The organism is Tenacibaculum sp. Bg11-29 (genome assembly GCF_002836595.1).
In the GTDB taxonomy this organism is placed as follows: Bacteria; Bacteroidota; Bacteroidia; order Flavobacteriales; family Flavobacteriaceae; genus Polaribacter.
This window is the reverse complement of record NZ_PJBB01000003.1, coordinates 3,242,300-3,262,877: the sequence shown is the minus strand read 5'-3', so window position 1 is coordinate 3,262,877 and position 20,578 is coordinate 3,242,300. Positions and strand designations below refer to the sequence as shown.

The 20,578-nt window shown below is 28.8% G+C and carries 22 protein-coding genes and 1 pseudogene; 16 read left to right on the top strand and 7 right to left on the bottom strand.

Features of this window, described 5'->3' with window-relative positions:
• Positions 1 to 76: 76 nt before the first annotated feature.
• A complete protein-coding gene (locus tag CXF68_RS14940) occupies positions 77 to 553 on the bottom strand; it encodes an Lrp/AsnC family transcriptional regulator (RefSeq protein WP_051263738.1) in 477 nt (158 codons plus the stop codon).
• A 97-nt stretch (positions 554 to 650) separates the two neighbouring features.
• On the opposite strand from CXF68_RS14940, the gene gshB reads away from it, so the two are divergent.
• The 4 genes and pseudogenes from gshB to CXF68_RS21220 form a co-directional block, all read left to right on the top strand.
• A complete protein-coding gene (gene gshB / locus CXF68_RS14935) occupies positions 651 to 1,691 on the top strand; it encodes a glutathione synthase (protein WP_101045926.1) in 1,041 nt (346 codons plus the stop codon).
• Entirely contained in the window at positions 1,672 to 3,675 is a 2,004-nt protein-coding gene (locus CXF68_RS14930) for a flavohemoglobin expression-modulating QEGLA motif protein (RefSeq protein ID WP_101045925.1), read from the top strand. Before gshB ends, CXF68_RS14930 begins: the two co-directional genes overlap by 20 nt.
• 1,163 nt (positions 3,676 to 4,838) lie before the next feature.
• The gene (locus CXF68_RS14925) at positions 4,839 to 5,987 is read left to right on the top strand and encodes a N(5)-(carboxyethyl)ornithine synthase (RefSeq protein WP_101045924.1); all 1,149 of its coding nucleotides are present in this window, start codon (positions 4,839 to 4,841) and stop codon (positions 5,985 to 5,987) included.
• A 441-nt stretch (positions 5,988 to 6,428) separates the two neighbouring features.
• Positions 6,429 to 6,494: pseudogene (locus CXF68_RS21220) on the top strand (hypothetical protein); the annotation flags it as partial.
• 359 nt (positions 6,495 to 6,853) lie between these two features.
• Here the strand turns inward: CXF68_RS21220 and CXF68_RS14920 are convergent.
• Entirely contained in the window at positions 6,854 to 7,120 is a 267-nt protein-coding gene (locus tag CXF68_RS14920; protein ID WP_101045923.1) for a hypothetical protein, read from the bottom strand.
• On the bottom strand, positions 7,104 to 7,349 hold the full coding sequence (locus tag CXF68_RS14915) for a hypothetical protein (protein ID WP_101045922.1): 246 nt from the start codon (positions 7,347 to 7,349) through the stop codon (positions 7,104 to 7,106). The genes CXF68_RS14920 and CXF68_RS14915 overlap by 17 nt, the downstream gene beginning before the upstream one ends.
• Positions 7,350 to 8,090: 741 nt before the next feature.
• On the opposite strand from CXF68_RS14915, the gene CXF68_RS20640 reads away from it, so the two are divergent.
• From CXF68_RS20640 to CXF68_RS14905, 3 genes are read left to right on the top strand one after another with little or no spacing between them, the layout of a single operon-like run.
• Complete coding sequence (locus CXF68_RS20640; protein WP_157821949.1) at positions 8,091 to 8,267, top strand: hypothetical protein; 177 nt, start codon at positions 8,091 to 8,093, stop codon at positions 8,265 to 8,267.
• Positions 8,254 to 8,955 (top strand): hypothetical protein, encoded by a 702-nt coding sequence (locus CXF68_RS14910; protein ID WP_101045921.1) that lies wholly within the window; start codon positions 8,254 to 8,256, stop codon positions 8,953 to 8,955. Before CXF68_RS20640 ends, CXF68_RS14910 begins: the two co-directional genes overlap by 14 nt.
• Positions 8,948 to 9,139, top strand: a complete 192-nt coding sequence (locus CXF68_RS14905; RefSeq protein WP_101045920.1) for a hypothetical protein — start codon at positions 8,948 to 8,950, stop codon at positions 9,137 to 9,139. Before CXF68_RS14910 ends, CXF68_RS14905 begins: the two co-directional genes overlap by 8 nt.
• Here CXF68_RS14905 and CXF68_RS14900 read toward each other — a convergent pair.
• Positions 9,136 to 9,471, bottom strand: a complete 336-nt coding sequence (locus CXF68_RS14900) for a helix-turn-helix domain-containing protein (protein WP_157821948.1) — start codon at positions 9,469 to 9,471, stop codon at positions 9,136 to 9,138. The two genes, CXF68_RS14905 and CXF68_RS14900, sit on opposite strands and share 4 nt — an antisense overlap.
• Before the next feature lie 109 nt (positions 9,472 to 9,580).
• On the opposite strand from CXF68_RS14900, the gene CXF68_RS14895 reads away from it, so the two are divergent.
• The 8 genes from CXF68_RS14895 (at position 9,581) to CXF68_RS14860 (ending at position 15,054) form a co-directional block, all read left to right on the top strand.
• Positions 9,581 to 9,895, top strand: a complete 315-nt coding sequence (locus CXF68_RS14895) for a hypothetical protein (protein WP_157821947.1) — start codon at positions 9,581 to 9,583, stop codon at positions 9,893 to 9,895.
• Between the two features lie 94 nt (positions 9,896 to 9,989).
• Positions 9,990 to 10,298: a hypothetical protein gene (locus CXF68_RS14890; protein WP_101045917.1), complete on the top strand. Its 309-nt coding sequence runs from the start codon at positions 9,990 to 9,992 to the stop codon at positions 10,296 to 10,298.
• A 108-nt stretch (positions 10,299 to 10,406) separates the two neighbouring features.
• Positions 10,407 to 12,299, top strand: a complete 1,893-nt coding sequence (locus CXF68_RS14885; RefSeq protein WP_198553831.1) for a hypothetical protein — start codon at positions 10,407 to 10,409, stop codon at positions 12,297 to 12,299.
• A gap of 13 nt (positions 12,300 to 12,312) precedes the next feature.
• Positions 12,313 to 12,624, top strand: a complete 312-nt coding sequence (locus tag CXF68_RS14880; RefSeq protein ID WP_101045915.1) for a hypothetical protein — start codon at positions 12,313 to 12,315, stop codon at positions 12,622 to 12,624.
• A 2-nt stretch (positions 12,625 to 12,626) separates the two neighbouring features.
• On the top strand, positions 12,627 to 12,965 hold the full coding sequence (locus CXF68_RS14875) for a hypothetical protein (protein WP_101045914.1): 339 nt from the start codon (positions 12,627 to 12,629) through the stop codon (positions 12,963 to 12,965).
• Positions 12,955 to 13,632: a hypothetical protein gene (locus CXF68_RS14870; RefSeq protein WP_101045913.1), complete on the top strand. Its 678-nt coding sequence runs from the start codon at positions 12,955 to 12,957 to the stop codon at positions 13,630 to 13,632. The genes CXF68_RS14875 and CXF68_RS14870 overlap by 11 nt, the downstream gene beginning before the upstream one ends.
• A 6-nt stretch (positions 13,633 to 13,638) precedes the next feature.
• Positions 13,639 to 14,781 carry an NUMOD4 domain-containing protein gene (locus tag CXF68_RS14865; RefSeq protein ID WP_101045912.1) on the top strand — a complete coding sequence of 381 codons (1,143 nt, stop codon included), beginning with the start codon at positions 13,639 to 13,641 and terminating at the stop codon, positions 14,779 to 14,781.
• A 63-nt stretch (positions 14,782 to 14,844) separates the two neighbouring features.
• Complete coding sequence (locus CXF68_RS14860; protein WP_101045911.1) at positions 14,845 to 15,054, top strand: hypothetical protein; 210 nt, start codon at positions 14,845 to 14,847, stop codon at positions 15,052 to 15,054.
• A 226-nt stretch (positions 15,055 to 15,280) separates the two neighbouring features.
• Here the strand turns inward: CXF68_RS14860 and CXF68_RS20635 are convergent, their stop codons facing one another.
• The gene (locus tag CXF68_RS20635; RefSeq protein WP_157821946.1) at positions 15,281 to 15,586 is read right to left on the bottom strand and encodes a hypothetical protein; all 306 of its coding nucleotides are present in this window, start codon (positions 15,584 to 15,586) and stop codon (positions 15,281 to 15,283) included.
• A 395-nt stretch (positions 15,587 to 15,981) separates the two neighbouring features.
• Here CXF68_RS20635 and CXF68_RS14850 point away from each other — a divergent pair, with 395 nt between their 5' ends.
• A complete protein-coding gene (locus CXF68_RS14850) occupies positions 15,982 to 16,950 on the top strand; it encodes an IS110 family transposase (RefSeq protein WP_101045909.1) in 969 nt (322 codons plus the stop codon).
• 116 nt (positions 16,951 to 17,066) lie between these two features.
• On the opposite strand, the gene CXF68_RS14845 is transcribed toward CXF68_RS14850, so the two are convergent.
• Both CXF68_RS14845 and CXF68_RS14840 read right to left on the bottom strand, forming a co-directional pair.
• A complete protein-coding gene (locus CXF68_RS14845) occupies positions 17,067 to 19,328 on the bottom strand; it encodes a hypothetical protein (RefSeq protein WP_101045908.1) in 2,262 nt (753 codons plus the stop codon).
• A complete protein-coding gene (locus CXF68_RS14840; RefSeq protein WP_101045907.1) occupies positions 19,328 to 20,506 on the bottom strand; it encodes a hypothetical protein in 1,179 nt (392 codons plus the stop codon). Before CXF68_RS14840 ends, CXF68_RS14845 begins: the two co-directional genes overlap by 1 nt.
• Between the last annotated feature and the right edge of the window lie 72 nt (positions 20,507 to 20,578).

Genomic DNA, 20,578 nt, shown 5'->3' with positions numbered 1-20,578 from the left:
CTAGAAATTTAAAGTATAAACATTAGAATAATCATTCGATAATTTACAGGTGTTTTTATATTTTTTAAAATGTGTTTTAATCTATTAATATTTTAGTTGAAAACTTTATTTCTTCAAGAACTATTTGACTTTCTATATCACCGATATTATGGATAGATGCAACTTCGTTAACTAAGAAATTTCTGAAAGATTTAATATCAGAAAATCGAACTTTTACCAAAAAATCGAAACTTCCAGATGTGTGGTAAAATTCTATAACAGCTTTTAGCTTTTCCATTTCCCGAACAAATTCATTTCGCTTTTCTGAGTGATGATCTTTTATGGTAATGTTCATAAAAACTAAAATACTTTTTCCAAGAATATCGGCATCAAGTAAAGCAACATACTGTTTAATAATTCCTGTCTTCTGTAGTTTTTTTATGCGTTCATAAATGGGAGTTGTAGTCAGAGATAGCTTATGAGCCATTTCTTTGGCTGTTGCCATCGCGTTTTCTTGGAGAATTTCAAGGATTTGTATATCAGTATTATCAATGTTTAGTGAATTGTACTTCATTACTTTTATTTTATAGGGTAATTTACTTAAATTAAAACAGTATACAACTATATTCTCTTTTTTAATTGAATTTTGCTTTGAAAAATACTAATATCAAATGAAAATCTGTTTTATAATGTATCCTTGGGAAAAAGTAAATCCTAAGCAAGATTCTACTCTTAGAATGATTCATGAACTTACTGTTCGTGGACACGAAGTTGCTATAACATATCCATCCAATTTAACAATTAGAGATAGTGTTACATTGAGTTTGTGCAAAACAATTATTAGTCAAGACAAAGTATCGAATAGTATACCATCATTTTACAAGTCGGTTAAATTTCATAAAGAAATGAAGCCTTTGCAGCATTTTGATGTAATATTTATGAGAGACAATCCACCTATGGATCCATTGGTGCTCAATTTTCTTGATTCTATAAAAGACGATGTATTTATATTAAACGCTGTAGATGGTTTGCGAGAAACCAATAATAAAATTTATACAGCTGCGTATTATGATCCGAAACGAGAATTGATTCCTGCTACTCATGTTTCAAAAAACATCGACTACTTATTAAGAATTATCGAAGAATCAGAAAATGATAAAATGATTTTAAAGCCATTAGATGGCTATGGAGGTAGTGGTGTAATTGTAATTGAAAAATCAGCAATGCATAATATTAAATCTTTACTTGACTTTTATATTAATGGAAAAGAAGGTAAATCTAGTTATGTAATTCTGCAAGAGTATGTAGAGGGAGCTGAAAATGGTGATGTACGTGTATTAATGCTAAACGGAGAGCCTATTGGTGCTTTGCGCAGAAGACCTGCGAAGGGAGATGCACGTTCAAATATTTCTGCAGGAGGTACTGTAGAAAAATACAAGTTAACCAAAACAGATAAAATTTTATGTAGAAAAGTAGGTGAGAAGTTAGTTCGTGACGGAATTTATTATGCTGGACTTGATTTGATAGGTGGAAAATTAATTGAGGTAAATGTAATGAGTCCTGGAACGATTACAGACATTAATAAACTGAATAACACAAAGATTCAAAAGAAAATTGTAGACTATTTAGAGCGTGTTGTTGAAGAAATAAGTGATAGAAAAAACAAGTCAGAACTTATAAAGTTAGTATCCGATGAGGAGGTTAGAGATTAATGAAATTATAGCGCTAATAAATGCTGAAAAACATTTTGAAGCTATTGTCTCTGACGGTTCTTTTTCTGTAAAAATAAATAAATATCTACCATATTGTTGTACCGCTATCCATGATGGTAGTAATTTGCGTTCTGAGTTAAAGGAAAAGATAAATCATGACGAGTATAATCGTTGGTATGAAGAAGATCCTTTTACCGGAGATTTTATATCTTCAATGCCTATTACTTTAATTAGTAATGATTCTCGTTTTGAATATGATTTGAACAGAAATTCAGATAATTGTATTTTTGATATTGCATGGGAGAAAAAAGTCTGGAAAAAGAAACTAACACCTAAAGAGAAACAGAAAAGTATTGAAAAGCATAATAACTATTATAAAGTTACTCATGCATTAATTAAAAAATTAGAAGCACTTTTTGGAGGATGTGTAGTTTATGATATTCACTCTTATAACTTTCAGCGTTGGGATAGAAAAGTACCACTGTTTAATATAGGTACTGAGAATATTGACATGAACCGATTTGGAAATGTTGTAGAGCATTGGAGGCAAGAACTTGGAAAGATTGAGTTACAAGATATTGAAAACGATAGTGTTATTAATGATGTTTTTTATGGAAGGGGTTATAATCTTGAATATATCACTAAAAACTTTAAAAATACTTTAGTTTTAGCAACAGAGGTTAAAAAGGTTTACTGTAATGAGATCACAGGAGATGATTATCCGAATATAATTAAGACATTACAAAAAGGGTTTAAAAAGGCAATATTAAATAATGCTAATTTTTTTAATCAAAAGCATTCCGATTGGGAATATCAAGTAAATGCTAAACTATTAGATAAAACAATGGACTCCTCAATTCTTAAAGTTGACAAAGAATTGTTTAGATTATTAAAAGGTTTTGAGCTATTAGCTTCGGTCAATCCAATTAATAACATTAAAGAAAAAAAACGTTTTTTTAAAAACAAATGCACAGAAATTCCTCATTTCAAGTATAACCCTATTAAAATTAATCCGTTTGAGTTAAAACAGCAATTAAGTAACCTTAAAGTACAGGATATTTCGGATGTTTCAATTCGTCATTTATATGAATCTGTTATCAATAGTTATTTTGATAAAATAGACATGTTATCTGAATTAGATACTCGAAAATTCTTATATAATTCATTGCGTTATTTTGGAAGACCTTCTAAAAAGGATATCGAAAATGCACATTATTTTTTGCATTTGCCTGATGTAGCAGGTGAACCTAAAAGATCACCTAGTTTAGGTGTTGAAGAAGCTATGGTTTCATTTAAAGAAGGTCTTGAAAGTTATGGTTTTAAAAGTAGAATAGAAAAAAGTAACCGTGTTGTCTCACAAGTAATGGTTTTAAATGCCAAAAAAACTATTTTATTTAGGCCAGATGCAAAATTCACTAGAAGTCAAATAAACGCACTTGTAGAACATGAAATAGGAGTACATATGGTAACAACGATGAATTCTAATGCTCAAAAATTGAATTTATTCAATCTAGGGCTTCCTGTAAATACGATGACGCAAGAAGGACTAGCTATTTTATCTGAATACCTTAGTGGTAATATTTCAATGAAAAGGCTTAAAAAGTTAGCCTATCGTGTTATTATAGTAGATATGATGTGTAATGGAGCAGATTTTGTTGAGTGTTATAGTTTTCTTGTAAATGATCATGGTTTAGATAAAGACGATGCATTTAGTGTCGTTACAAGAATATTTAGGGGTGGCGGCTTTACAAAAGATTATTTGTACTTAAATGGTTTTGTGAAAATTTTACGTTTCTGGGAAAACGATAATGACTTAAGTCCTTTATTAATAGGTAAAACTTCTCTTAATTTTTATCACACAATTAACGAAATGATGCAGAGAGAAATGATTCAGAAACCAATTTATACAACACACAGCTTTAATGACCCAAAGCTTGGTAGAAATAACAATATATATGAATATATATTAAGTGGTCTTAAGTAGTTAATGTGCTGCACTACATAACGTTTAGTTTAAAGAATGTAGGGTAGAGCAAAACACTGCATTTCGAATTCTTACTAAGTCTAAAAATTTCAGGTACTTTTTGTTGAAATTTTCGATACCTAATGCTTGTGATTTTATAGCATATAAGTAGCTGTTTAACAGTAGTTATTTTGGTACAGGTACTTTTATGCTTTTTCAGTAAAAGGCTAGGAGTGAAGCATAAAAAAACACTTATAAATATATTTATAAGTGTTTTAAAATAAGTGTTTTAATTTTTGTGTACATAACAAGAGTCGAACTTGCACGTTCTTACGAACACAAGCCCCTCAATTTAGTGTTTGCACTTTCTTAAACTATTATTTCTAACTTACCTATAAAATACACCTGTTAACAAGGACAGGTATAAGTACTGCAAGTCTACGTTAAAAACTTTTAAACTGATTTTGTATTGTGTTTATAAATAGATAGTTGTGGTTATTGTAAGCTGAAACATTAATACGTTAAGAATCAATTTAGTTAATTATATGTAAATCTACTAGAGCCATTTTCTATTACTTTCTGCTCATTCCTAAAGGAACAGCCATTTTTTTATTAAATGTAATTGAGTCCTTAATTTTTATTGATCAATTTTGTTGTTTGTATGGTTATTTCTACAATGAAGTACAACGTTTAGTTATGAATTTTATGGTACTGAAAACTCGTAATTTTTCCTGATGTCATAAGGCATAAGCTTTTTTTATTTGCCGTTATAAAAAAGCTAAATAAAAAATATTTGGCGTTGATTCTAAACATACACCAACCTTCAATTTCACACACTAAACTCCTTATTATTTATAGGTTTTATTGGCAGTAGTTATTTTCTAAAATTGTTAATGTAATAACTTATCGAATGAATATAGTTTATTTATAGTTTTATAAACTAATGAGTATTACTTTAGAAATGTAACCTCATTGGTTTTTAATAAAGTACCTTTACGAAGTATTATTTATCTCTTCGCGTTACTTCTGCGAATAGTAGGGCTATTCTTAAAAGCCCTTAATTTGATTAATGAAACTCTAGTAGCAACTTAATGTCTTATTGCTGGAAATTAACTATTTAATAGTAATTTAATCTAACGCTTTGCTAATTTCATTAGTCTGCAACTTGTTTCAAATCAAAAAAAATGGCTTTATTAAAAATGGGGGTTATTGGAACCTCTAAAAAAGAAGATGAAAGACGTGTACCTATTCATCCAGAACACCTAAACAGACTTCCAGAACATATTCGTAGACAACTTATTTTTGAGAAAGGTTATGGAGCTCCTTTTAATATAGAAGATAAAAAGATTAGTCAATTAACGGGGGGGATAGCAACACGGAGTGAAATATTATCTGATATTGGTTCTGTTATTATTGCGAAACCAATTTTATCAGACTTAGAAGAATTGAAAGAAGGTGGTATTATTTGGGGATATCCACATTGTGCTCAACAAATACAGATTACACAAACTGCAATAGATAAAAAATTAACTTTGATAGCTTTTGAAGATATGTATACTTGGGGAGATCAAGGAAAAATAGGGAGACATACTTTTTATAAAAATAATGAAATGGCAGGATATAGTGCTGTGATTCATGCTCTTCAATTAAAAGGAATTGATGGTCATTATGGGAATCAAAGAAAAATCATTGTCTTTAGTTTTGGTGCTGTAAGTAAAGGAGCTATTTATGCTTTAAAAGCACATGGGTTTAGAGATATTACAATTTGTATTCAAAGATCAAATCATGAGGTTACTGAAGAAATACTAGATGTACATTATACAACACTTAGAAAGGGAAAAGAAAATGAACCTAGATTAATTATTGTTGAACATGATGGAGCTGAACGACCATTATTGGATTTAATAAGTGAATCAGATATAATAATTAATGGAACATATCAGAATACAGATAACCCAATTGATTATATAAGGGAAGATGAAAAGTCTATACTTAAACCTGGTACATTAATTATAGATGTAAGTTGTGATGAAGGTATGGGGTTTTATTTTGCTAAACCTACAACGTTTAAAAAACCAATTATATCAATTGATAAAATTGATTATTATGCAGTAGACCATACACCAAGTTATTTTTGGGAAAGTGCTTCTAGATCCATTTCTGCAGCATTAATTGTACATCTACCATCTGTTATATCCGGTCGCAAAAACTGGGATAAAAATAAAACTATAAAAAATGCTATAAACATAGATAATGGTAATATTGTAAAAGATACGATTCTTCGGTTCCAGAATAGAGATAAAAACTATCCACATAAAGTATTAGGGGGGTAATTCGGAATGCTACATTGCTTAAAGGGGGGGGCTATATGATTATTTTTCAGGTAGCTAAGTAAATATGTGAAATGATGGAAAGAAATATAGTTCAGGAGAAAAATCAGTTTGAAGAGTTAATTCAAGGGCTAATTAATGATAATTATGGTTGCTAAAATTATTTTTTATCACTTAGCGCTATGTTAGGTTTAAGGGGAAATATGGTAATTCTTAATGATTCAGGAAAAATGATGCAATTAGAAAAAATAAAGTTAATTGGATTTCGGAACAAAGTATAAATGAAAATGAAGGGGTTTATTTGAGTAAAATATGGAGATTTATTGATTATTTGAATAAAACATGTTTTACTTCAATAAGGAATTTTTAAAGTCATTACTCAAGTTATGAAAGGGAAGTTTTTATAGAAAGCATGTAGACCAGTTTAAAAGCGAAAAGGGTAGGGAATATTCTATTATTTTGTACTTAAATCAGCATTTTAAGGATGAAGACGACGGTCAATTATCTTAATATCTTTTAAAATAGGGAACAAATAAATATTTCATCATTAGAAGGACAACTAGTGTTCTTTAGAAGTGATGAAATGGATTATGAAGTGCATTCTTCCTCAACTCATAAGAGAAAAAGTATAGCGGGGTGATTAAAAGTATGAGGTTTTAATTATTTCCAACGGTCTTGTATATGGAATGTAGCGTGTAAAAAGACACTAACTTTTTAGATTAAAATAGCGCCGAATTTTTATCTTTTGTTTTTATCTTTTTCTATTTTAAAAACCAAATTAAAAATTTGGAGGAACTTAGAATAGGAGTGAACCTTTAAATTTAGCACTTATTAGTTATGTTTTATACATGTAGTTGGCAATAGTTTTTTTATGTTACTTTATTTTCAGCCAATTGTCTAAAGATATTTCTCAAATCAGTTTCCTTGGTCAATTCAAAAATCTCTAATAAAGAACAAACACTTTCTGCTTCCCAACCATACTGAGTACCTTTCTGATTATATTTTTTCAAGAGTTTTTTGAGACTTGTTTTAGTCACAGTTCTTCCAGTTTCTATTTCAAGTACAATTATAAAATCTGTTAAAGATTCCTGAGATGTAATTTTCCAACCTCTTTCTGCTTCAAATATTTTCTGCAATTTTTTTGTCAGTCGGGTTTTCAAAACGATTTTTTTCAATTAGATCAAATAATTCATCAAAAGTAAGTGAGGGAATTTCAGTCATATCATTAATTTCTGACAGGTTTTCATTAACCATTTTCTTTTCGGCATTTCGTTCTCCTTTCCAGAAAAATCGCTTTCCAATTTTACGTAGATGTTTATGCCATTCTATATCAGTTGTTAGTTGACCTTTTTGTTTGTATCCCACTTTATCTAATTATTGCCAACTTGTTTATGTAGATGCAAAACGTATTGTTATACTTTTAATGTATACCATCAAAAATAAGAAAAAATATAATGAAATATTATGGAAAACAATAATATGCATAGGTACTTTTTTTTAAAATTCAGAACACAATATGTTTTTAATAACCTGTATTTCAGTGTTTTATTGATTGCAGTAATATGTGTATAGGTACTGTAACAGGTACTTTTATGCTTTTTCAGTAAAAGGCTAGGAGTGAGGCATAAAAAAACACTTATAAATATATTTATAAGTGTTTGAAAATAAGTGTTTTAATTTTTGTGCACATAACAAGAGTCGAACTTGCACGTTCTTACGAACACAAGCCCCTCAATTTAGTGCTTGTTTCTTTTTGTTTTTTAATATGTTAGTTGTCAGTTTATTAGTTTTTTTACTTTTTATAAAACGCATCTATATAGGAGACCGTTTAGGGACACGAATCAATCCAAATATACTAAAAAAAAATGTTAATGAAATGTTAACAAAAATAGGGTTAACCCTCATTTAGATAGGGTTATTGGGTATTGTTTCTTTAAATAAAAGTTCGTTTATTTGTGAGAAAATAAAAGGAATTCTTCAATGCTATGAATAAAATTATTATCCATTTATCTATATCAGTTGCCAAAATAACAAAGTTTGCAATATCTAATTAATACTTAGTTTAATACTTTTACTTTTTTAATATTAATTTTAAATAAAGTAAAAATGAAAAAAGTATTAGTAATATTAGTAATGTTTAGTGTCGTTATTTTAACAAGTTGTACAGATAATTCAGAAGAAAACTTAATAGAAAAAGAAAGTTTACAATTAATTGATAAAGATAAATCTAAAAACCCAAATGGAGGAGGACAAGGTGGCGACGACGATAATGGAGAAGGTTAAAAAAATTTTACCGTACATAATTGCGGTAGTTTGTACTACCGCTTTTTTTTCCTTTGAATATGCTCCAGAATTCACAAAAGAATATAAAGAAGCAAAAATAAACCATTTAGAGGCAAAGAGAAATAGGACTCTGGCATTAAATAAAGTTAAAGCGTTTGCTAAAGGAAGTGAAGTTCATAATAATTACTTAAAGAATAAAAAAAATACAGATGATGCATGGAGTAAATTAAAAAAAGTTAAATCAAATGATGCAGTTTTTGGTTTTACAAATCTGCAACAATTCCTTGGTGAATTTGGTTGGGTTTTTGGGTTATTCATTTATTCAGTATTTAATCTTTTGAGGTCTTTAACTAATATGAATAAAGAAAAAGGCTTTATTTTACTTCATATAACACTACTATCAATATCTATTTTCTATTTGTATTGGATTTTTCAACCCTTTCAAGATTTTAGTAAATTCAGTTATTACCTAATGTCGGTTTTAACTGGAGGAATAGTTTCATTTTCAATTTATTTTATGTCAAAATATAAATTCACAGATATAGGTAAACTTCAAGTTATAGTAAGAAATCTGTTCGATTTTATTTTAGTAGACGTGAATGAAAAAGAGTTAATTAAGGAAGAAAAAAAAGAGTATTACGAGAAAAAGAGTATGGAGCTTGTTAAAAATGCATTAGATAATGAGTGATCAAGAAAATAAAAAACACATTAAAAAATTAAATAAATCATGTCTTTTCAATATAAAAGCAAAAGATATTTTGCGGAAAAAATTAGAGAAGGAAGCAATTGAAAATGAGAAATATTTAAAGTCTTTGTGTAAAGACTTAAGTTTAAGTGAGGTTGAGAGTATTTATAACAAGTTTATTATTTAACTATTTTTCTTTATTGAAATAGCCCACTCACCAGCCTTGGCTTTAAAATTAGCATTGAAAAGATTGTCCTTCATCATATTATCCCAATTTTCCACAATATACTCAGATATTATACTTTTTTTAATATTGCTTAAATCTATAGAGTTTTCATTTTCTTCAAAAACATCAGTTAAGTTAATCTTATAATGAGAAACAATCTGTTTTAATTTTTCATTAGGAATTGTTACACTCCCTTTTTCATAGTTCTGTACAGTTCTCAAACTAACATTTAGCACATCGGCTAATTGCTTTTGTGTTTCCCCTTTATTTTTTCTTATTAGACCTAATCTCATTTGTTTTGAAATAATAACACGCAATATTATTGCGTAATTTGTAATGTATTATAAACAAATATAGTAAATAAGACATCATTTACTATTAAGCAGGGCAAAATTACAAATAGTGTTACAGTCAAACAATTTAACATCAACAATGCAGCATTTTGGAAGCTTAACGGCAGCCGAAAGAGAGGTGTTTTTATCTGTAGTCGCTCCAAGTACTATAAACCCTGTACAAACGCAAACATTAACGCAAAAGCGCAAAAAAAAGCAATTGCCTTTAGAGTTTACTGAAGAAGCCTTGTACCAAAAAGTGGTAAAGGGTAATAACAAAAGGGTAGAGCAACGATTTTTAAAATTAAAAAATAAAGCTAAAAAGGTCAGTTTTATAGCTAGTAAACAATGCCAAGGGGATAAGGAAAGCTTATCTACTCAGTAACTCACAACGAATGTTACCAGATAACAACTTTAGATACTGACCTATTTAAAATAAGTTGTGAGTTACTTTCTTTAAATTAATAAATACGTAAGCAATGAAAAAAGGTCAGATCACTCAGCAGAATTGCACAATTAAATCACAAAACAGTATTCAAGTATTTTTCTCAGAAAAACTACAACTTTTTTATGTAAAAGAGAAAAATAGCCACGCACCCAACAATCAATTTAAATCATTAATTACCTGTAATAATACGGTTTTTAACGAGTTTTTAAAATTCTTAGAAAAGTTTAAACCTTCCGAATCTTTAACGTTTTATAAAAGTAGCGATCTAGAAAATAAATTAAATGAGTTCTTAATCAAAAGGGCTGGGAATTGTAAAGTACTAATAGACAAAGTAGCCTAAAAGTAAAGAAAGTGGCTAGAAATTTCGAAGCCTCTACCACTCTCTACCAAAGAAATAAGTATGATCAAATCAATCTTAAAAAGATTGGTAAAAACACCTTGTTTTCCTATGAACAAAAATACAGATAATAACGTAAATAAAGCGCAAAAAAGTAAAATAATATTTAGCCCTATTGGTCTTTACAACCAAGCTGTTAAAGATGGTTTAAATACGCGCAAACCTGACCCGATACTTCAGCATACCATCAAAAATTTTATTGATAATGCGTATCGAAATAAACTTACAAACACGCAATACAATAAAGCGGTAGCGGTATTTAATACTGCGCATGGTTTATTACTCCTTAAAAGAGGAAATGAACGAGAGAACGAACAAAAGCAATACGCTTATATAAACTATCCTTATTTAGATCGTCAAGCTGTTAAAGGCACCATGGACAAGTACAGACAGTATGTCTTCCAGTACAACGAGAAAACGGATGTAGAGAACGACGATATTAGAAAATACAACAATACGGTTGTTGCGCAACATTTTCAACTTTCAGAAACGCAAAAAAAGCGCAAAGCTGCATTTCATACGCAAAACAAAAAGGAGTTTGCAAGAGACTACAACGAATTAGTTATTCAAGAGAATAAAGGAATCGCAATTATTCCAAAGAGAGCTATCCAAAAAATAAAATATTCTAGTGAGTTGGTTTTTCATGTTTTGGTAGGCTTTTACGTGTCGCAATTAAGAACACGTAATGCCTACCTATTAGAAATGAAAAAAAGTCCCCGTACTTTAAAAAATTCATTGCCTAAGCTGAAAATAGATCACAGGAAATTAGCCACTCATAAAATAGCGGACATCCCAAGGCTTTCTATTTGTAAGAAGACAGCACAAAACCATATTAAAAGACTTCGAGAGGCTGATATTCTAATCAACTATCTCCGTATTAATCAAAACAAGCCTGTTTCTGTAAATTTTAATCCTCTGATTATTGAAATTTTAGAAGGAAATCCTCCAAAACCCCAACCTCCTCAAAACAAACCGTTTAACTCCCTAATTGAGAAGAGTTTGCACGATAGTAATGAGACTACTAGAACTAAAATATTAAAAGAAAAAGAAATAAAAGACTGTGCAAATAGCACAGCCTTGATCAAATCCGGTTCGATGCCGGAACAGGACAACGAAAGCAACTCCGAACGCCTTGCAGGCGGCTACAAGAACACCAAGGGGATAAGAAATGAAAAACAAAATTCTTTCGGCGGCGCAAATAAAATAATACTGCCCGATTTTTTGAATACTACTTCAAAACCAATAAAAACCTCCAATCAATTAACCAGGAATTTTTTAAATAAGCTAGAGGATGATCAAGTGTTGGCTAAAAAACTAGCTGCTGGCGCATATGACCATTACAAAGGCGAACGGTATGATTATTTATTAAAAATTGTACAGTATGGTTTGCTTTCTACAGAAGATTTTAAACAAGTCATACTCCAAGATTTTATGAAATCGTCTGCTAAAATTTGGAAGAAACACAATGTATACGTCGGGGATTGGAAGAATACCATTAACCGATTAAAGGGGCAGATGTTTGTCAATATGGTGAATAAAGAGACCGTAATCGCAAAACTAAAAGAGTACCGTTGGAAATTGGAGTTTGCAAGAAACTGGTTTCTAAAAAAGGAAGAGGTGAATGCCTTGTTTCCTTTTGCATACTTCGATAAAACAAGAACAAAGTCAAACGAACTTGGGTTTTACGGATTGCATTCTATTTGGAAAAGTCATTTGAAGTACCTGGAGAAAAAAGAAATAAATGGTAAAAAGGAAATCCAAGATTCGAACATAAGAAAACGCCGATTATCTGCTCAAAAGAAACTTACCAGGGCAATTAGCAAATATGAATTAGGCACATATAACCAGGAACAATTATTCAATTATGTACAGGATAATTTACCACATGAGTATCTGCTCTTATTACCCAATTTAATTAAAAACCAAAACACAAACCTAGCATAAAAACAACAAAAACATGAGCCAAGAAAACCAATCTAAAAAATGTACCTGTGGTGCTAACAATAAAATTACCTGTCCTAATTGTAGTGAATTAAAAATGGTAATTCTTTTAAAAAATGGGAATAATGATTTGAAAATTTCAGGTTCCGGTGGTCGAAAAGTAAATCCTGTTTGGTACAACCATTTAAACAAAAATAAAAAGGATCCTAATGTATTGGTAAACGCCATGTATAGGCGGTTCCAAGAGTCAAAATATGCAGGCTTTGCTAATAAAGTAAATTTTTACAGCAATACAAATGGTCAATTAGTAACAAGTATAGCTGTTTAATTATGAAAATCAAATTAAGTATAAAAATTAACGAGTTGATCTCTCTTCACAAAATCACTAGCAAGCTGTATGATTTAAACTTTTCATTGCTTGAGAAAGAGGAAAAGATTGCAGTATCAATCGGTTTGATTTTAGCCGATAAGTTTGATAAGAAATACAAGACGATTCAAAAGAAACTTGATCTGTTTGAAGCTAAAAAACCAATCTCATTCACGTTAGATTTTCATGAGGCTTGGGCTTTAAAAAAATTGTGTTTTGAACTGTATGGTATTGGAGAGAATCATTTTGAAAAATTAGGTATTCAAAACGTACTAAATAAACTGGATCGTGATGGATGCTAAAATTAGAAAAACAAACAAAAAAGAGCTATATGAATCATTAACATCAATGAATTCTTTAGCATATTCAATAATCAGTTACGGAATATTTTACGGAATTAAACAAGCGGCATTCTTTTTCAAATTATTTGCATACCTAATTACCAACGAACTGTTGAGAATCGTTCCATCATTATTTTTTGGCTATTTCATTTCAAGGGCTATGTTAAATACTTCAGTACATGTTGCTGAAAAAAAAGAGTGGGTAATTATCTCTATTTCGTGTTTTGACTTTTTGGTTTTATGCGTAATAACAGATGTATTAAATCAGAATAATTGGGTTGACATTACCAACTTACTAATCTTTTGTGCATTCGTTACCTACTTAGGTTTTTGGTTAAACAACGTATTTGTTAATCGAGTAAAAGAGAAACGAAAAGAAGCAATACAAGAGCAAAAAATAGCAGATTCAAAGCACCGCTTAGCAGATGTAGCGCAAAAGATTGAGGTCTCTAACACTACACTAGCTAGTATCAGCACATCAATAACAGAAGAAAAGCAATACTTAGAAAATTTAAAGCAAGAAATAAGGGAGAGATCATGTCCTTATTGCTTAGCACCTTTCCCTAGCAAAAAAGCAAGAGACGGACACAAGGGAAGGTGTTCTGATAAACCAACAACTTTAAACTAAAGAAAAATGGCTGAAGAAAAAAAATACACAAAAATAATGAATGAGTGTACTCCTATCCTTTTTAATAGAAAAGAACGTTGGATTCAAATGCTTGACCTTGCTGATGGTTCTTATTTTGTTTCTAATTATGGTAGAATAATGAGGTTCAATAATCAGGGCATTTTTCATGAAATTAAACAAGCTAATTTCTGTAACTCTTATTATGTTTCTATCGAATTTAACGGTGAAAACAGAAAAGTTTACGCTAGAAAGAGAGTTGGAAAATTAGTCTTAAAGTATTTTGTTGGTGGTGCCACTGGAAGAAGAAGATACACTCATATTAATGGGGATTTAACAGATAGTAGCTTATTGAATTTAAAATGGAATAAAGGAAATGATTTTGATTTTGATTTAATTCATAAGAAATTAAAAACACAGAGACACGCAAATTTTATTGTTTTTAACAAATATGAAAGATGGAAACGGATACAACATTTAGCAGATAAATCTTATTTTATTTCTGATTTAGGTAGAGTAATGAGGTTTAATAATCATGGTATTTTTACAAGATTTACAACCAAGATTATTAAAGGTCATTTATCGGTTTACTTTCATAAACAAAGCATAAGAGTAGGTAAACTTATTCTTAAATATTTTACTGGAAGTAAAAATATTGATCATAGAATATATATATATTTAGATAAAAACCCGAATAATTGTACGCTAAATAACATTCGTTGGAGAAAAGGTTTTATTGATAAAGTAGATGTTGAATACTTAACAAAATTACCAGTAAACAGATTATGTGAAGAAAATATATTAGTTAAAAATTTTCTATTAACTAATGATGCCAAAAACATTTTCACTTTACTTGATAAGTATAAAAAACTAGTAACTTATTTAGACTACGCAAACAAAACATTCTATTTAAGATATAATGATTACATGTCTTTTTGTTTGATCATAATTGAAAGACTACAAGCTGGAGAATATAAACCGAATATAAAAGAAAAAGAAATTATTTCATTCGAAAAATTCATTCAAAATTCTTTTTTAGAAATCTCTTACCACTACTTAAATACGAGAGAATTTAACCTTAACGAATATGCTAAAGAACCTGCTTTTTTACCTGATTTCGTAGATGCTAATTACAACGATGTGTACTTCTAATCATGTCACCAACTAAGAATACTAATGTGATGAAAAGGAAATTAAAATAAAAAACGAAATAATATGGAGTATCAAATACAATATCCACCGCTAATGGGCACGAAAAAAGAATTATCAAATCATTATTGGAAATTATCTTCACGATTTTTTAAAGAGACGATTAATCGGATAATTTCAGAGTCTAGAAATATTGATTTACAAATAGCTAAACACAAAAAAACAATTACACCTAAAGAATTCCGCCTGTTTGTAGAAGAGATTGACGGTATCTAATAAAAAATTATAGAGTCTAAAATGTAATAATCACCTATGATGGGAACAAAAAATAATTAGCAAATTATTATTGGAGGTTCTTAACTCGATTTTTCAGGAAGTTTGAATTAAGGTACAGATAAAGAAGAAACTGTTATTCAATATGATTTCGAATTTATTCATATTGATTTTTAAAAGACTTCCTGTTTTTTTGTTGCAACAACTGTTGGTTATTGTTGCAACAGTTTTAAATTCTGTTGCGAAACTGTTGCTGTTTTGTTGCAACAGTTGTTTCTTTAAGATTAAAACAAACTACAATCTCAGTAAAATGGGGTTTTTTAATACTTTTTTCTTGTTGCAACATTGTGGATTCTTGTTGCAACATTGTGGATTCTTGTTGCAACATTGTGGATTCTTGTTGCAACATTGTGGATTCTTGTTGCAACATTGTGGATTCTTGTTGCAACATTGTGGATTCTTGTTGCAACATTGTGGATTCTTGTTGCAACATTGTGGATTCTTGTTGCAACATTGTGGATTCTTGTTGCAACATACTGTTGCAACAGCTGTTTAGATAAGTTGAATAAAAATATAAAGCTATTCTAGCTTTTTTCAAAAAAGAACCACACAACAGTCTATAAATTATTGTATGATTTAGGTTAGAAAAATAGTAGCATATGTTCTTAGTTAGTGAATAAACTGTTTATTTTATGCCTGAGTTCTTCTTAAGTTAGCAATTTAATAAAAGGGTTAAATTTAAGACATATAAATCAGAAAGAATAAAAGAGAGAATTAAGGTTAATTTATACGGTGAAGCATTAGAAGACTTCGACAACATTGGTAATTGGCTCTCTTTTCTACTAAAATCACGTTCAGTTCTGTGAGACCTAGATCTCGATTTCAAGTTGTTGTGAGTCAAGTAGTTTATTCTTTCATAAATCAGTTCTTATGAATAAATATAAGGAAATTTTTGGAGTTGACATTAGCAAAGACGTATTTGATGTTCATGGAAGTAAAAGTGGCCATGATCAATTTAAAAACAATGCATCTGGTTTTAAGTCCTTTCTAAAAAGGCTTCCTAAAGAATCATTAGTTGTAATGGAAGCAACAGGGTATTATCATTATCGATTAGCTCAGTTTTTATACAAACAAAACATTATTGTTTCAGTAGTAAATCCTTTATCGGTAAAGCGATTTATTCAAATGAAATTAGCGAAAATAAAAACAGATAAAAGTGATGCTAAAGCCATTTGTGAATATGGACAAATAAATGAAGTGCCTTTATATACAGCACTCACAAATGTTCAAAGTGAATGTTTGCAATTGTTTAGATTGATGGATAGTTGTATCAAGAAACGTACAGCTACAAAGAATAAAATCCATGGTGAGGAAGTTTTAGGTATTCCATCTAAATATGTATATCGTAGTTTAAAACGAATAAAAAAGTATTTAAATAAAGAGATTTTAGGGATAGAAAAAAAGCTATTATCATTAGTAAAACAAGAACAGCAAGTACAATTAACTTTATTGACAAGTATTCCAGGAATAGGACTTAAAACAGCCTTATTTATGATTGTAATAACCGATGGCTTTACCAAGTTTGAAAACTCAAAACAACGCTGTAGTTATGTTGGTATAACTCCAACAATACGAGAGTCAGGAAGTAGTGTAAGAGGACGAAGTAGGATAAGTAAAGTAGGTAATCGAAAATTACGGAATCTCTTGTTTTTATGTTCCTTTAATGCATGTAAGCATAATAAAGCATGTAGAGATATTTATGAGCGTATTGTAAACAAAGGAAAGAGTAAAAAGCTAGCTTTAATAGCCGTTTCAAATAAGTTAATCAAACAAAGTTTTGCTATTGCAAAATCTGGTTTGCCTTATGATGAAAAGTATGTTTCCGTTTTGTCAAAATAAAGTAGTGTTTATCTAAAAAAGAAAAGCTCAAAATACCAAGTAATAGTATTTTGAGCCTAGAATAATATTGTATAAATTTAATGAAGAAAAGATTTGTTTTCTACCTCAGTTCTTTGTTATAGGCTGTTTTTATATATAGTATTAATTGAAGTATTGAAAATGTTTATCTTTTTGTCATTTGTATCATTAAGCTCTTCAATTAATATTCTGTAATGGTCTTTAAATAAACGCAATTTACCAATAGATAAAGCATAAAGAAATTCAATTATAGCTTCTCCTTGATATTCATTTCTATGCTTTATGAATGTTTTTAAAAGTGTAAGCATGTTTTCAGAGCTTTTATAGCTTATAGAGTAATTTAGTTCTTCATTTTTGGAAGCTCTTAGAATAGATGCTTGTATAATTCCATCATTGAAACGGTTAAATATAAGTGGGTCAAGTAAGTTTTTTACAAAATTTGTTTGAAATAATCCATCTATTTTATTATTTCTCATGTTAGTTAATACACAAGATATAGTGAAGTAGACATCAGATTGTGTAACATTTTCAAAATAATTATTATCATTAAAGAAAGCAGAGTTTTTTCTTATTTTAAGTTCATTTTCATTTATGTCTCCATAGAAAATTTCTGTAGTTCCTCCTTTATTTTTGATATTTGAAAACTCATTTATTATAATGATTCTTTTTTCAATAAACGTGGAAGACTTGTCTAAGCTTGATTGAATATCTTTTAAATGTTCTAGCTCATTTTCCCAAGGAGTAGAAATATTTAAATTGTCACAAAATATATTTTCGATTTCTATAAACGAGCTATTTTCAGCACCATATAAGCCATATTTTATGTTACTCTTAAGTTCTCTTTGCTTTGTCGAATCACTAATTCTATTTATTCCAATAAAATAAATCAATCTTATATTATCATGGTTTCTAAAGAACCTACTTAAATAAAGTAAGTTCTTACCATTGGTAATACAAGAACCTACAATTAATACAGAACCTGGAGTGTCTTTAGTAATTGAATTCTCGTTTAAATCAGATTGATTAATTATTTGAATAGAATTATTTGAATATTTTTTTATTCTTTCATGAATATATTCAGATAACAATAAAGAACCTTTGTCGTTAAGGTAAATTATATATTTTAATGATGCTGGAACGAACTGGTCAACATATGCATCTATTTTTTCTCTATGTGTTTTATACTGTTCTTCTGAAATATTTTCAATGATATTTTCATAGTCAATATAAAGATTGTATTTTTTCCTAATAGTAGATTCTTCACTATAGGAAACTTTAAGTGATGTTCCTGTCTTATTATTGAATTTGAAAGTTTCAACAAAGTCTTTTATTGGTTTAGTAATGTATTTTTTTGCAATAATATTCCTTGTATTAATTATTGGTTCATCTAAACTAAAAGAGTCTCCAATAATCTTGATAGGACTAGAATTGTTCTCACAAAAAACACATTTTTGATTTACCTTAAATTGGGCGTAAATTTCTATTCCGTATTTTAGCTTATCATGTAATAATAGATTACAAATAACACTTTCTAAAGCTAAATGTGAATTTTTATCGATAGGTAAATAGTAAAGAATGCAAATGTTTTTAGAATCTATTTCTGGATGTTTATCTTTTAAATAATAGATTATTCCTCCTGAGGTTGATGCCGAAATAAGAAAAATTGAATCTTCATAGAAAATTGAATTTTCGTTATATATACCGTTATAGGATTTAAAAGATTCTATATTTATAGATTTTGAATTTCCAAACCTATCTAAGTAATGAGTGATGGAATAGGCTATGACGTTAATTGATAATGTGTCACAATAAATGTTATTAAAATCTATTCCTTTAAACTGGTGTAACGTATTTAATGCTATAAAATCTATTTCACTTTTATTTGTTAAAACATTAGCAGTCCTTAAAAACTTAGAAGAATGTTTTCCTGATGGAAAAACATAATGATGAGAGATACCATTGCTTTCAACAAGACCTCCGTTTTTGATGAAAATATTAGCTAATCCTTGGTTAATAATTTCTTTAAAATGTCTTTTTATAAATTTGTCTTTAGATGAAAATTGATAAGAATCTTTATAATAGGAAACATGAAAAATATTCTCCGAAAGAGATATTTCTTCAGCTTTTGGAATACTTTTGAATATTTTATTAAAATTGGCTGCTATTAGTAAATCGACTTTATTTATAGTACTACAATGAAGAAATATTATAGCGCTAGTTTGGTGATGATTACTGAAATAATCAGAAAGCTCATTTTGTAATGCATTGAAATCAAATGTTATATTTGGATTGAATATAACGGTAGCATTCTTGTAATCTCGATTATCAATATTTGAATTGTAGATGTAAAACTTTCCCATTATGATATGCTTTTAAAAGGGTAAAGAATGCTAATATGCGAACCGGTCGCATTAATCATGTTTGTTGTTTTGAAATCATTTTTATTCCAATCTTCTAAAACTAAAGAGTCCAAGTCTTGTATATTTGTAGGTTTGTGATTATCTTTTATCAAATTTCTGAAAACAGAATATTTATTAGTTGTTATCCTAACAAAACCTTTTTGATTTAGAATATTTAATATTCTATCTAATCCTAAACCTTTTTTTGATTTTAGGTTAGTAATTGATGATGTTTGATTTTTTATAAGACATTTTTTTATTATCTCTAAATCAGTCAAGGAATCTTTTTGATGAAATTTATCTATAAATCCTACTCCAGAATCAAAAACTAAAATTTCCAGAAAATAAACTTGATTTAGTTCATTAGTACATTCATTTAAAATATATTTTTGTTTAAAATACGAGTCTAATGGTGTGTCTTTAAATTCTTGACTTATTTTTTCCTTGTTGTTTTTATGAAATCTAAAGTAAACACCTCTAATACTTGAAGATATCTCAATGTTTTGGGAGTCAGTTCTTCCCCATTCATAAGTGTTTTTTGCTAATTCATATATTATAGCTCCTATATCATCAACAATACTGTCTATTTCAATTAGATTATTCTTATTAAATGTTAAAACATAGTCATTTAATATTTTTTTTACACTTTTAGTGATTTGTTCTTCATTATCATTAAAACCATTCGAATTTTCAAATAACTTTACTAATCCATTGTTTTTTGAGAGATGGTCTGTATTAGTTAATATATATTTATTGCCCTTAAACCTTGATAAACCATTCATTTTTATGAAATAGTCATTTTGTAATTTTCTGAGTTTAGGTTTGATTTCATTTCCGTTTCTATCAACAAAACTTGATGTATTCCATAATAATGAAACTATAGGGTAAGAATATTCTTGGTCATAAAAATTTTCTAAATTTTCATGGTCAATATCAATTTTTAATATTTTGATATTTGACTTTTTATTTAATGTTATAACTAGTTTTAGTAGATTAGCTAATAAGCCAAAAGTGTATTTGTTAATAGAATCGGGTATTGATAATGTGATATTGCTTAAGTTTTTTCTTATTAAATAATCTTCAAAGAGTTTATTTAATTTTTTTGGAGTTATATTTTTAGGTATTTTTATTTCAGTCATGTAAATACTATATATCTTTAGTTGTTTTTAAATTGCCTATAACGGTCTTGTGTATGAAACGTAGCGTGTAAA